Annotated in this window: 13 protein-coding genes; 8 read left to right on the forward strand and 5 right to left on the reverse strand. The window is 59.7% G+C overall.

Annotated elements, in window-relative coordinates:
* Nucleotides 1–8 precede the first annotated feature (8 nt).
* From EYW45_RS17995 to fliR, 8 genes are all read left to right on the forward strand, one after another.
* Nucleotides 9–1,406 carry a flagellar hook-length control protein FliK gene (locus tag EYW45_RS17995; RefSeq protein WP_161136789.1) on the forward strand — a complete coding sequence of 466 codons (1,398 nt, stop codon included), beginning with the start codon at nt 9–11 and terminating at the stop codon, nt 1,404–1,406.
* A 189-nt stretch (nt 1,407–1,595) separates the two neighbouring features.
* Nucleotides 1,596–2,165 carry a flagellar basal body-associated FliL family protein gene (locus EYW45_RS18000; RefSeq protein WP_161136790.1) on the forward strand — a complete coding sequence of 190 codons (570 nt, stop codon included), beginning with the start codon at nt 1,596–1,598 and terminating at the stop codon, nt 2,163–2,165.
* A 2-nt stretch (nt 2,166–2,167) separates the two neighbouring features.
* Complete coding sequence (gene fliM / locus EYW45_RS18005) at nt 2,168–3,178, forward strand: flagellar motor switch protein FliM (RefSeq protein WP_161136791.1); 1,011 nt, start codon at nt 2,168–2,170, stop codon at nt 3,176–3,178.
* Nucleotides 3,171–3,737, forward strand: coding sequence for a flagellar motor switch protein FliN (fliN, locus tag EYW45_RS18010; protein ID WP_161136792.1), 567 nt, complete (start codon nt 3,171–3,173; stop codon nt 3,735–3,737). The genes fliM and fliN overlap by 8 nt, the downstream gene beginning before the upstream one ends.
* 5 nt (nt 3,738–3,742) lie before the next feature.
* On the forward strand, nt 3,743–4,081 hold the full coding sequence (gene fliO / locus EYW45_RS18015; protein WP_161136793.1) for a flagellar biosynthetic protein FliO: 339 nt from the start codon (nt 3,743–3,745) through the stop codon (nt 4,079–4,081).
* Nucleotides 4,082–4,128: 47 nt separating this feature from the next.
* Nucleotides 4,129–4,923: a flagellar type III secretion system pore protein FliP gene (gene fliP, locus EYW45_RS18020; RefSeq protein WP_161136794.1), complete on the forward strand. Its 795-nt coding sequence runs from the start codon at nt 4,129–4,131 to the stop codon at nt 4,921–4,923.
* Nucleotides 4,924–4,939: 16 nt separating this feature from the next.
* Nucleotides 4,940–5,209, forward strand: coding sequence for a flagellar biosynthesis protein FliQ (gene fliQ / locus EYW45_RS18025; RefSeq protein WP_161136795.1), 270 nt, complete (start codon nt 4,940–4,942; stop codon nt 5,207–5,209).
* 109 nt (nt 5,210–5,318) lie between these two features.
* Nucleotides 5,319–6,107, forward strand: a complete 789-nt coding sequence (gene fliR, locus EYW45_RS18030; protein WP_161136796.1) for a flagellar biosynthetic protein FliR — start codon at nt 5,319–5,321, stop codon at nt 6,105–6,107.
* A 365-nt stretch (nt 6,108–6,472) separates the two neighbouring features.
* Here the strand turns inward: fliR and EYW45_RS18035 are convergent, their stop codons facing one another.
* The 5 genes from EYW45_RS18035 to flgK form a co-directional block, all read right to left on the reverse strand.
* The gene (locus EYW45_RS18035; RefSeq protein ID WP_161136797.1) at nt 6,473–8,212 is read right to left on the reverse strand and encodes a methyl-accepting chemotaxis protein; all 1,740 of its coding nucleotides are present in this window, start codon (nt 8,210–8,212) and stop codon (nt 6,473–6,475) included.
* A 42-nt stretch (nt 8,213–8,254) separates the two neighbouring features.
* The gene (locus EYW45_RS18040; RefSeq protein WP_161136798.1) at nt 8,255–8,560 is read right to left on the reverse strand and encodes a hypothetical protein; all 306 of its coding nucleotides are present in this window, start codon (nt 8,558–8,560) and stop codon (nt 8,255–8,257) included.
* Between the two features lie 115 nt (nt 8,561–8,675).
* A complete protein-coding gene (locus tag EYW45_RS24895; protein WP_328703647.1) occupies nt 8,676–10,883 on the reverse strand; it encodes a methyl-accepting chemotaxis protein in 2,208 nt (735 codons plus the stop codon).
* Nucleotides 10,884–10,906: 23 nt separating this feature from the next.
* On the reverse strand, nt 10,907–11,845 hold the full coding sequence (flgL, locus tag EYW45_RS18050; protein ID WP_161136799.1) for a flagellar hook-associated protein FlgL: 939 nt from the start codon (nt 11,843–11,845) through the stop codon (nt 10,907–10,909).
* A gap of 39 nt (nt 11,846–11,884) precedes the next feature.
* The gene (gene flgK / locus EYW45_RS18055; protein WP_161136800.1) at nt 11,885–13,531 is read right to left on the reverse strand and encodes a flagellar hook-associated protein FlgK; all 1,647 of its coding nucleotides are present in this window, start codon (nt 13,529–13,531) and stop codon (nt 11,885–11,887) included.
* Nucleotides 13,532–13,559: the final 28 nt, after the last annotated feature.

The following is a 13,559-nucleotide window of genomic DNA, read 5'->3' on the forward strand; positions in this document are numbered from 1 at the left end:
ATCTGACTATGTCCGCCACACTTTCCATTGCCCAGATGATTTCCCCGGCCGCGCCGGTCAGCCCCGCGCCCCCGCCATCGAATGCGCCGCAGTCGGGCCAGTCGACATTTTCGGACACGCTGCAGCGCCAGCGTGAGCCGGCCGCTCAAACGGGCAAGCCCGCTGTCGATGGCGAGAAAGCACCGGCAAATGCCGAGAGCAAACCGGCGAAGCCTGTTGGCGAGAAACACCAGGCCGACGGGAAAGATCAGGGCGATGAGCGCGCTGTGGCAGACGCCGCAGCCAGCGCCACGGACGTACCGGTCGCCGTCGCGCCCGCACTGACGTTGCAGCAGCAAGCCCTCGAGATTGCACGCGAGTCCGCAGCCTTCCGGCGTGGCGCGCAAGCCGCCAGTCCAACAACGGCCAGCGATGCCGTGAACACTGAAAAGGCGCCCGAGGGCGAGTTCGCAGCGCGACTGCAGATGCAACCGCTTCGCGACACCGCGATCGCTGCGACCACGGGGCAAACAAACATCGCACAAACCGGGGACGCCGCTCTGCGCGGTTCCGCCTTCTCGGCAACCCTGGCAAGCGCCGGCGCGTTGCGTGATGGGTTGACCGGTGCGGGCAATGGCAAGCCGGCAACTGCCGCAGCAGTCAATGCAGCGCCTGAGCGTGGCGCCGGCCGCCTCGCGCGAGATGAACCTGCATTGAAACTGGTTGGCGATGCGCGCAAAGCCGGCGTACGCGCTGACGCCGCAACAGCCGCAACCACCGACAGTGTCACAGCCAATCCTGCCGACGCGCGCCAGGCCGCGATCGCGGCGTTGACCGAAACCGTCGACCGTGTCGGCACTCGCCAGTCGTCGCCGGAAACGCCAGCGACCGTCATGCAGGCATCGTTCGCCAGCGTGCCTGCCCAGATCCTCCAGGCCGCGCCGTCCGTCGGCGCCCCGGCTCTGCATGTCGCCACCCCCTTCGGCGCGGCCGAATGGGGCGATGCCTTCGGCCAACAAGTCGCGCATCTCACGATGAACCGCCGCACCGGCATGCAGACGGCCGAACTCCGGCTCGATCCACCCGATCTCGGGCCGATTCGCGTCACCCTGACGATTCAGGACGGCACGGCACACGCCGCATTTTCGTCGGCGCACGGCGCCGTGCGTCAGGCGATCGAAGCATCCATGCCGCAACTACAACAGGCGCTTGCGCAGTCCGGCATCGCGCTGGCGCAATCGCAGGTCAGCGACCAAGGCCAACCGTCCACCTTCGACAATGCATTTGCGCAGTCGCAAAACAACAACGGTTCGAACACCGGTAATGGTGCGCAAGGCGCCGGTGGCACGAATGCCGGCGGTGACGACGGCGTCACCGTTGCACTACCGACGCGCGCACCGCGCTCGCTGGTCGACACTTTCGCCTGATACAGCGGGCCGATTTCGACCGCGCAGCGGGCGGGTCCTGCGCCTGTCTCGCAGCTTTGATAAACCAATAGCCTGAGATACGCGCATTTCCACCTGTTTTTCGACGGGCAGCATTGCCTCCGTATGCGGCAGAATGCCTTCATCCCTGCAAGGCTTTTTGTTGCATCCACATCCTCTTGATCCGTACTGATGGCGACCTCCAAACCTTCCGCCGTTCCGTCGCGTAACTCTTTGCCCAAGAACGGCAAATCGTCGCGACTGCTTCGCCCCATTCTCAGCCTTCTCGTCTTGCTGGCGGTTGCTGGGATCAGCGTGGCGACGACGTGGTTACTCACCACGCGCATGCAAAAAAACGAGGCCTCCGGCTTGCAATTGGCCGTGGGTGACGCGCAAGCTGCACCCACGCAGCAAGCGCGCAACGAACCTGTTTCGGCAATCGTGCCCGCGCCCATCTTCCTGGCGATCGAGCCGTTTACCGTGACCGTCAACAACGACGAGATGGAGCGGATGGTGCACATGGCGATCACCCTGCGCATCAGCGACGACCAGTCGCGTACCCTGCTCGAAAAGTACATGCCCGAAGTCCGCAACCGCATTCTGATGCTGGTGTCGGGGCAATCGCCTCAGGCCGTGCAAACGCCCCAGGGCAAACGCGACCTTGCCACGGCCATCCAGAAATCGCTGAGCCAACCGTTCACGCCCAATCCCGACGGTCAACGCATCAGCGACGTGCTCTTTACCGCTTTCGTGGTGCAGTAAACATGGGCTACGAGGCCATCCTCTCACAGGACGAAGTCGATGCGCTGCTTGCAGGCGTAACGGGCGATACCAGCGCGCAAACCGCCACCGCCGAAGCCGGCGATGTAATGCGCGCCTACGATTTGAGTTCGCCCGATCGCGTCGTGCGTCGCCGCATGCAGACGCTCGAGCTGATCAACGAACGTTTTGCGCGAAATATGCGGCAGTCGTTGCTCAACTTCATGCGCCGCAGTGCCGATATCTCCGTGGGAACGATCCGCATCCAGAAGTACGCCGATTTCGAGCGCAATCTGCCGGTGCCCAGCAACCTCAACATGGTGCAAATGCGTCCGTTGCGCGGCACCGCCCTGTTTGCCTACGACCCCAATCTGGTGTTCCTGGTCATCGATAGTCTGTTTGGCGGCGATGGCCGTTATCACACCCGCGTCGAAGGCCGAGACTTCACCACCACCGAACAGCGCATCATCCGCCGCCTGCTCGACCTCACGCTCGACAGCTACGGCAAATCATGGCAACCCGTATACCCGATCGACTTCGAGTATGTGCGTTCCGAGATGCATACGAAGTTCGCCAGCATCACCGGCAATAACGAAGTCGTCGTCGTGACCTCGTTCCACATCGAATTCGGCGCCACCGGCGGCGATCTGAACATCTGCATTCCGTATTCGATGATCGAGCCCATCCGCGACATCCTGACTCGGCCGCTGCAGGAGTCCGGATCCGAAGCCGTCGACCAACGATGGACGCATCGGCTTTCGCGCCAGGTCCGCAGCGCCGATGTGAATCTGGTGGCCGAATTTGCACAGATTCCGTCGAACCTGCGGCAACTGGTCAATCTGAAGCCTGGCGATATTCTGCCCATCGACGTTCCCGAGATCGTCGTCGGCAGCATCGACGGCGTGCCGGTCATGGAATGCGACTACGGCGTTTTCAACAGCCAATACGCTTTGCGCGTGCGGCAAATGCTTAACCAAACTGAACGCGACTCCAGCGAGCCTACTGAACATGAGTGACCCTAACGCCCCCGCCGGCAGCGCCCCCTCCGATGACTGGGCCGACGCCCTGGCCGAGCAGGCCTCCAGCGCACCCGCTACGCAGGCCGACGGCTTGAAGCCCGAGGACGACTGGGCTGCGGCACTCGCCGAGCAAACGTCGAGCGCTGCCGTGGATGCGCCCGCGCCGGCCGCGCCTGCTGCAACGGTTGCCTCGACCCCGGCGCCCGCGCCGAGTCCGGCCAAGCCGGCCGCGCAACCGGCAGGCAGCAATCTGTTCAAGCCGCTCGCCCAAGCCACAGGTGGCATGGGCGCGGATATCGACATGATCATGGACGTGCCCGTCCAGCTCACCGTTGAGCTTGGCCGCACCCGCCTGACCATCAAGAATCTGCTGCAGCTCGGTCAAGGCTCCGTCGTCGAACTCGACGGCCTGGCCGGCGAACCCATGGATATTTTCGTGAACGGGTATTTGATTGCCCAAGGTGAAGTGGTCGTTGTCGACGAAAAGTACGGCATTCGCCTGACCGACATCATCACCCCGTCCGAACGTATCAACCGCCTCAATACCCGCCGCTGAGCGCCATGCCGGACGACGCGCTCTTTCGCATGATCGTGGGCCTGGTCCTCGTCATCGCCGCCATCCTGGCTTGTGCCTGGTTGGCGCGACGCTCAGGCTTGATACAGGGCGGCAAGTACCAGCGCTTGAGTGTCGTGTCGGCTTTGTCGCTCGGCCCGCGCCAACGCATCGTCATGGTCGAAGTGGAAGGATCCTGGTTGGTGGTGGGATGCACCGCATCCCAGATGACCCTGCTGCATAGCCTGCCGGCGGCCGAGGCCTCCGCTACTCCCTCATCGCCCGCCACGCAGCCAGAGTTGACCACCTTCGCCGCCAAATTCAGCCAAGCGCTCAAGCGCCGTTGATCCCACACGGCATCCCCGCCGTACGTGTTTCGTCCGTCCTCGATACCATGCCCTCACTCGTTACGCGCTTGCGCCACGTACGATTCGCTCGCCCCAGCGGCCGATCGCTCGCCGTTCTGCTCTTCGCAGCAGCGCTATGCGCTCCTGGGTTGACGATTGCCCAAGCCACGTTGCCGGCGTTGACCACCACGCCTGGCGCAAACGGCGCCGAGACCTATTCGCTCAGCGTGCAAACGCTGATGCTGCTGACATCGCTGTCCTTCCTGCCGTCGGCGCTGCTGATGATGACCGGTTTCACCCGCATCATCATCGTGCTGGGTCTGCTGCGCAGCGCCCTTGGCACGGCTATGTCACCTCCGAACCACGTCTTGATCGGTCTGGCGTTGTTTCTGACGTTCTTCACCATGTCGCCGGTGTTCAACCAGATCTACACCGAGGCCTATCAACCGCTGACCGAGGGCAAGATCACCTTCGAGTCCGCCATCGAAAAAGGTGCGCAGCCGCTGCACGGCTTCATGCTGCGTCAAACTCGCGAAAACGACCTTGCGCTGTTTGCCAATCTGGCCAAAGTGCCTGAAATCGATTCGCCGGAGCAAGTGCCGATGAGCATCCTGGTGCCTGCATTCATCACCAGCGAACTCAAAACAGCCTTCCAGATCGGGTTTACGATCTTCATCCCGTTCCTCATCATCGACCTGGTAGTGGCCAGTGTGTTGATGGCGTTGGGGATGATGATGGTGCCGCCCGTCAGCGTAGCACTGCCCTTCAAATTGATGTTGTTCGTGCTTGCCGACGGTTGGAACCTGCTGATGGGTTCGTTGGCGCAGAGCTTCTTCCAGTAAACGCCAGAGACAGACGATGAACACCGAAGCCGTCATGACCATGTCGTACCAGGCGATGAAAATCGCGCTGGCGCTCGCTGGCCCCCTGCTGCTGGTCATTCTGGCGGTGGGCCTAATCATCAGTATTTTTCAGGCGGCCACGCAGATCAATGAAATGACGTTGTCGTTCATCCCGAAGCTGCTGGCCATGTGCGCGGTGCTTGTGCTTCTGGGGCCTTGGCTGGCGGGCATCATGGTCGACTATATCCGCCAGTTGATTGGCGGCATCCCCGGCATCGTGCAGTAAGCGCTGCCATGTTTGCGACAACGCCCCGTCCGATCGCCTACGGCCTGCGTCATATGCCGAGCTTGCGTTACGCGTTGCGCGCATCACGCGCCTAAACCCACCAGCCGCCATGCTTTCCGTCACGCAAGATCAGTTATACGGCTGGCTCACGCAGTTCATGTGGCCTTTCGTACGCGTGCTTTCGCTTTTCGCCGTCGCGCCGCTGTTTGGGGAATCGAGCATCCCGCGAACGGCAAAGATTGGATTGGCTGCGGTGTTTGCAGTCGCGATCGCACCAAGCATCCCGCCGATTCCAGTGATTCCGCCAGGGTCGTACACCGGATTGTTGATACTTGCCCAGCAAGTCATGATCGGCATCGCGATCGGGTACACCATGCGCATCGTCTTCAGTGCCGTCCAAACCGCCGGCGAATTCGTCGGCCTGCAAATGGGACTCTCGTTCGCAACCTTCTTCGATCCATCAATGGGTGCGAACACCGCCGTGCTCTCACGCTTGTTCAATATCGTGGCGATGCTGATCTTTCTCGCCATCGACGGCCACCTCCTGATGCTTGCCGCCATCGTGCGCACATTCGAGACGCTGCCGATCGGTGAGCTCACGTTGCATCAGAACGGCTGGGGTGTGCTTGTCGAATGGGGAAGCACGATTTTCAGCTCCGGACTGTTGCTGGCATTGCCGTTGATCGCAGCGTTGCTGACGATCAACCTCGCACTTGGCATCCTCAACCGCGCCGCGCCGCAATTATCGGTGTTCTCCGTGGGCTTCCCGATCAGCATCACGGTTGGTGTCATTCTGCTGGCCATCGTACTGCCACAAACACCACCGTTCCTGGAAGATCTGTTTCAGGCCGGTCTGGAGGCAACGAGTCGAGTTGTCGATGGGTTTGCCGGCAGGTAGGACGTGGCCCGGTAGGTACAGCGTTGATCGGCAGGTAAGGCAGCGATCGATAGGTAAGACACCTATCAATGGGCAACGCATCGACGGTAGGCAAGGCATCCACCAGTCGGTCAGGTATAGGCCGGTGGCTAGGCGTCGGCCGACAAGGCAATCGAAGTTAGTCTATCGATAACCCGCCAGCGATGTTCACCCAGCAAACAAAAACGCGCTCTCCAATCTAAGCTGGAAGGCGCGTTTTCTTTTATCGAATCTACTTTCTTTTGCTCACCTTGCGGCGCTATCCGAGAAGGATGAGAAAGGCGACAAACCGATCGAAGTGCAGATCGACGCCTGCCAGCATCAATCTCACTTCGACCATCCGCATCCTATGCGGGAGCACCCAGCGAGACTGGTGCGTATCCATCCGACCGGCTTTGACGGGTCGAGACCTGCGCCACCTCCGGCATGCCGTCATTCAGCTTGAAGACCGCCACGGCATCGGCCAATTGTTGCGCCTGCTCCTGCAACGACGCGGCGGCTGCGGCAGCCTCTTCCACGAGCGATGCGTTCTGCTGCGTTACCTCATCCATCTGCGACACAGCGCGATTCACTTGATCGATACCCGTGGATTGTTCATCGGATGCCGCCGAGATTTCGCCCATGATGTCGGTTACGCGTTTCACCGACGACACGATCTCCTGCATGGTGTCGCCCGCACGTGCCACTTGCTGCGAGCCGGCGCCGACCTTGCTCACGGAGTCCTCGATCAATCCTTTGATTTCCTTCGCAGCCTGCGCGCTGCGCTGTGCCAATGAGCGCACCTCGGCGGCCACCACTGCAAAGCCCTTGCCCTGCTCGCCTGCGCGTGCCGCTTCAACAGCTGCATTCAACGCGAGAATGTTGGTTTGGAACGCGATACTGTCAATCACGCCGACAATCTCGGAGATTTTTTTCGAGCTCGTCGAGATGGCCTGCATCGTGCCCACGACCTCATTCACCACGCTGCCGCCGCGCTCCGCCACATCCGAGGCACTTGCGGCAAGCTTGTTCGCTTGACGCGCATTGTCAGCGTTCTGCTTCACGGTCGAAGCCAACTCCTCCATGCTCGCAGCCGTTTCCTCCAGTGAAGCGGCCTGCTGCTCAGTACGGCTCGACAGATCGGTATTTCCAGCTGAAATCTCGCGCGAACCGATATTGATTTCATCCACACCGCGACGCACTGATGACACCGTCTGCGTGAGGCTATCCTGCATGCGACGCAATGCACTGAACAACGAGCCCACTTCGTTCGTCGAGGTCACGTCAATACGTTGCGTGAGATCGCCAGCGGCGATGCGATCGAAGTGCTGGCCGGCATTGACCAACGGACGCACGACCGTACGACCGAACATGATGCGTGCAAGCACCATCATGATGAAGGACAACACCACAGCAGCAATAACCGCCATCGCAGCCAGCTTGAAGTTCTGCTCCGCCTTGGCCGACGTCGCATCCTGCGACTTCTTGATGTAGTCGCCGAACTTTGCAATGGCTTCGATAAAGGCCTGGCTCCGCGGCGTGCCGTAGTCGGTATTGACCATGTAAAAGGTCGAATAGTCTTCACTGCGAAGTGCTTCGACCATGGTATCGACACCGTCATCGATGTAGGAACGATAGCGGCGCACGAGATCCATCGAAACCTGACGTCCTTCGTCGTCTTGCAGCAGGTTCTGTTGGAAGTTGGTGAATTGGGTGCGCACTTCGTTCAGGAGATCGTTCGCACTCTTGAGCGACGCTTGTGCCGCGGCAGTCATCGACCGGTTGCCGCCACCCGCCTCTTGAAACTGTCGAGCGGCAACGAGCAACGAAACACGAGCGCGCAGCATATCGCTGTTGATGTCCTGCACCTGCGCGGCGCGATCGGTCAAACCTTCGAGATCTTTGACCGCTTTGAAATTTTCGTCTAGAAAATACACGGACATGGCGCCCATTGCAGCCACTAAAAGGGCAAACACGCCCAACACCCACATCAGCAAAGTGCCAACTCGAGTGTTACGCAGTGATCGCTTCGTTTTTACTTTTGGCTTGCGAGCAGTCTTTTTTTTGGATGCCTTATTCGGCGCCGACGGCTCAAGCGTCATTTCCATGTTTATCCCCTTTCGTGAAATCTATGTAGCGCCGCAGCGCACTCAGCTCCCGAACCGCCCACCGGCTTGCCAAGGCTCCGGATACTGCGGCGGCGTCAGCAACTTGGTACGTAACCACGGTTCGATTAACAAATTCGTGCTGTCGACGAGCCGGATCAAGCGCTGATCCGGGCCAAACTGCAGCGTGACCGATTTACGCGAATAGAGCCCGTCGGTCACGACGGAAAACTTGTATGCCCAGCGCACGTACGACGTGCCGTCGCGCTGTGGGAAGATCTCGGAAGGAGGCGCCGTAAAGGCCTGCACGGCTTCGACCAGCGTGGTTTGACCAGGCTGAAATTGCGTCAAAGCACCACCGTCGAAATTAGTTCCGACCGTGGTGCAAGCGGATACCAGCGCAAGAATCCACACGAAACGGCATGCGCGCAACAGGGAGCGCGCGCCGGTTGCGAAGATACGCGGGTTAGAAAGATTCCCAGTCATCATCATTCACGGGTTGCGTGGATTTGGACGCCGGCACAATGGCAGACGGCGCGGCACCGGGAGTCGTGCTGGTCCTACGCCGAGCGGCCGGTGGTGCAGATGCTGCCGGTGCAGACGGGGAAGCCTCTTTCTGCGACGGCCCCGAAGTCGACGTCGGTCGAATCTCGCGGCGCAGTTCGGAAGCCGACCGCGGCGCACGGGACGTTGGCTGACCTTGACTCGTCGACATCGTTCGTGCGGGGCGTGAAGCACCGTCCGTCGTTGCCGTGGTGCCAGACTGACCCTTGGACGTGCTCAATCGCGGTACGGCAGCCGATGCGCCAGCCTGGACAGCGCTTGCGCCCGAACCCGCAGACGATGCCGATTTGCTCGATCCCTGCCCTGCTGCGCCGCTCGTTGATGCACTCGAAGCGCCTGCTGGTTTGGCGGCCCTGCTATCACGCGCTGCGGCCGTCGGCGCCGGCAACGCCACTACAGGCGTTTCCACCATCGACGCACGCTCAGGGGTTTGCTGCGAAGATGCGCGCGTTTCATGGCTTGCACTGTAGGCACGACGTGAAGCGGCCGACGGCTGGGCATAAGCCGAACCCGACGAAGGCTGTGCCGCTGTGGACGCCCGGGCGGGGCCGCCGGCTTGGGTGTGATCGATCTTGAAGACGGCAACCGCTTCGGCCAACGCCTCGGCTTGTGTTTGTAACGCGCCAGAGGCGGCAGCGGCTTGCTCCACTAACGCAGCATTCTGCTGCGTCACATCATCCATTTGCGTAACAGCTTGATTGACTTGATCAATGCCGTTGGATTGCTCAGCAGAGGCAGCAGCGATCTCGCCAATGATGTCGGTCACGCGCTTCACCGAAGCGACGATTTCCTTCATCGTGGCGCCGGCCTGTTCAACCTGGTGCGATCCCACGCTGACCTTGCTGGACGAATCCTCGATCAGGCCCTTGATTTCCTTGGCCGCCTGCGCGCTGCGCTGGGCGAGCGTACGCACTTCGGCAGCCACGACGGCAAAGCCCTTGCCCTGCTCGCCGGCACGTGCAGCCTCGACGGCGGCATTCAGCGCCAGGATGTTCGTTTGAAATGCGATGCTATCGATGACGCCGACGATCTCGGAGATCTTCTTTGAACTGGTCGAGATTGCTTCCATGGTCTGCACGACGTCCGACACCGCATCACCGCCCCGCTCTGCCACATCCGAGGCGCTTGCAGCGAGCTTATTGGCCTGACGCGCATTGTCTGCATTTTGCTTGACGGTGGACGCGAGTTCTTCCATGGTGGCAGCCGTTTCCTCGAGCGATGCGGCTTGTTGCTCCGTACGGCTCGACAGATCCGTATTGCCCGACGCAATTTCGCGGGTGCCGAGATTGATCTCCTGAACGCCCGACCGCACACGATGGATCGTTGTGGTCAGGCTTTCCTGCATGCGCTTGATCGCTTCGAACAGCGCACCGATCTCGTTCTTCGACTGAACGTTCACCCGGCCCGTAAAGTCGCCCTGGGCGATACGATCGAAATGCGTGCCTGCCAGACGAAGCGGTTGCAGCACCATGCGACGGATCAATACCCAGCAGCCGATCGCCAGAAGAATGGCTGCGACGAGCACAGCCAACATGATGTTTCTAGCACCTTCGAACTCGCTTTGCGCCTGAGCGACCAAGTTGTCGCTATAGCGATCGATTTCGTCTTTGAAAGCGTCGGCTGCTGCGCTGTAGGCGTCACGCGCGGCGCCTGCCTGCGTGCTGCTGCGCGAAAAATCCGCCACAGCCCGCGAATTTACCGCACCTGCCATCCGTTCGATGACGGCCGTGTAGGCGGTATACGACTTGGCAACATTCTCGGTCAAACCACTGTTGACACGTCCCCGCAGCGATTCTGTGTACGTTTGAAAATGTTTACGCGACGCTTGCAGGCCACGCGTGGCCGCCGAGACGCCGCCCGACAAATCGCTGGTCTCACCGCCCTGCCATTGAATGAACAATGTATTCAACACCGACGCAGCGCGAAGTGCCTGGATCGTGGCGAGGTCGAGCTCTGTGACCTGATTGGTGTAGACGTCGTTGATACCTTCCAACTTCTCGTGCGCGCGCTGGGCATTCCAGATGGCCAGGCCGCACGTGGCGGCAATAGCAATCAGCAACAGCGCAAGCACGCCAATAATGCAACTACGGACTTTCAGATTCGAAAACATGGTTTGCGCTGATCGACGCTAGGTTAGGACTTGAGGAATTCGGAAGCGATACTTTGGAGAATCTGGTACGACATCGCAGATACTTGCACGGCCAACTGATAGCTCTGCAACTGCGAAATACCTTGAACGGGATCGAGATCTTCGATATCGCTCAGCTTCTTGGCGATGCGAAGCGACTGCTGGGCGCCGGCCCCGTCCAATGACTCAATCTCGTTAAAACGTGCACCAAGTGCAGCGCGCGTTGAGGTCGCGTTGTCAAACACCGACTGCATGTTGCGATTCGATTCGCCCACGACCGCATTCAGGTTGTCCATTGCTGCCGGGTCGTCCGCGACTGGCGTGTTCAGCGTGTCAATCAAATTTTTGAGTGTCTCGAAGAGATCGACCTTTCCGCTGCCATCCTTGGCCTCAGCCGAGAAGAACTTGTCGCCAACAATACTCGTAGCTACCTCGCGGCTCGATTCCACCTGTACCGTACGTGCTTCGTTCAACGGCGGCAAAATTTTGAATGCCCCTTCCTCATCGTAGGGTTGTGCGTTCCCAGCGAGTCCAGAAAACAGATATTGGCCATTGGCGTCTTTCGCATTTGCATTGGCGAGCAAAGAATCGCGTATACCTTGAAGTTCGGTAGCGAGAACAGCGCGATCATCGTCTGAATATGTCGCATTACCTGCCTGAACGATCTTGGTTCGCAATGCGGTGATCGAGTCGATGACGGTCGTCATCACCGTCTCTTGTTCCTGGAGCTGTTGCTTGGCTGCAGTCCGATTGTCCTGATAAGCCTTGTTTACACTGAATTCTTGTGCGGTATTGATCGATTGGGCGGCGCCAAGCGGATCGTCGCCAGGATTCAGGAATTTCTTCATGTCCGCGTTCTTGAGCATTTGCTCATCGGCCTTGGCACGGGCGGAGGAAATAGCGTTCTGGCTATTCCTGTAGCTCATCTGCGTGCTGATCATCATGTCGTTCTACTCCACTTAAGCGCGAGGCGCGATGCGCGCTCAGCCCTTCAATCCGAGAATGGTGTCAAAAATCGTCGATGCGGTTTGCAGTACCTTGGCGCTGGCCTGGTACTGACGTTGAAACGTCATCATGTCGTTCATTTCCAGTGTTTCGCTCGTACCCGACACATTCTGCTGAGCGGCAAATCGCTCATTCGCCAATTTGGTCTGGGCTTCGAAAGCGGACTTGACGCCGGCGGCATCCACACCGATCACGTTCACAAACTGTGAATACAACTCGGTCAGGTTGGCGGTGCCGCTATTGAAAATACGGTCACTCTGCAGGGCCGCAAGCGCCTTAGCCGTTGCGCCGTTGGCCGAACCACCAGCAGCGTCTGCCGCGGCGATGTCTTCCGAGTTCTGGACCAATTGCGTGAGATCCCGCGCGGCGTCTCGGGTCGGCGAAAGAATCCAGGTGTCACCGTCAGCTGCATCGCCTTCGACTTCAATCGAAACGCCATCCAGGTTTAGCGGGCCGGTGCCCGCACTGATCGCTGTGCCGTTGGGCAGACGCGTCACCATGTATTCACCAGCCGTGGCATCGAACCGGATCTGATAGTCGCTGGTATTCAATTTCGCGATGTCGTCGAGCTTATATGCCGGCTTGAGCGCAGCAGCGCCTGTGTTACCCGCATTCTTGAGAATCTTCGGATTGCCGATCGAAAAGAAGTCACCACCACCGGCGCCCGCGGCAGTCTTGCCGGTGCTGTGAATCGCGTTGAACGCAGTGGCCAGCGCAATCGACAACTGGCCCAAACGGTTTTGCGCACCATCCAGGGAATTGGCGCGAACCGATACGAGGCCACCCAATGTGCCATTCACGATGGATGAATCGGCCATGTCGACGGTTTGCGAGGTGGTCGGACCGGTCTGAATCGTTGCGGCAACAACAACGCGTTGCGGGTCAGCATCCGACGGCTTGGCCACCAAAGGGTAAACCTTATTGCCCGATAACAGCGTGGTACCGTTTTCCAGCGTAACCGTAACGCGATCGCCGTCAGGTACGGTTTTAATGCCGACGAGACTGTTCAGCTCGCGCAGCTTTTGGTCACGCAGATCGAGCAGGTCGTTAGGCGCGTGACCCGTACCGGTTGCCGTCGTGATGCTCTTGTTGAGGTCGTTGATTTCATTCAGATAGCTGTTGACCTGCGTGACGGCATTCGAGATCTGCGTGTTGAGACCGTCGCGCTGGGTTTGCAATTCGTTGTAGGCCGACTTGATCTGGCTAACGAGCGTATTTCCCTTACCGATGACATCTTCGCGGATGGCAGGATCGGCTGGGCTACTGGCCAGACTGTTCAAGCTCGAGAAAAATGCCGAAATCGCCGGCGAAACGCCCACAGTGCGATCGGAGAATAGTGACGCGATCTGCGTCAACTGCGATGACTGCGTGCGCAGGCTCGATTCCTTGCTCTCGGCACCGCTGAGCTGCTGGTACAGGAATCCGTCATACGCGCGCTGAATCGTGACCGCGTTTACACCCATGCCGATGTAGCCGGTACCGGTAGACATCGCACTATTCGTGGCAACCTGTACGCTCTGGCGGTTGTAGCCTGGCGTAAGGACGTTCTGCATGTTGTTGGCCGCGACCTGAAGACGCAGTTCCGACGTACGGACGCCGGTGAGACCCAAATTAAACAGATTCATGCAGATGTCCTCTTGTTACCAAAATCGC

Source organism: Schauerella aestuarii, from assembly GCF_009866805.1.
GTDB classification, from domain to species: domain Bacteria; phylum Pseudomonadota; class Gammaproteobacteria; order Burkholderiales; family Burkholderiaceae_B; genus Schauerella; species Schauerella aestuarii.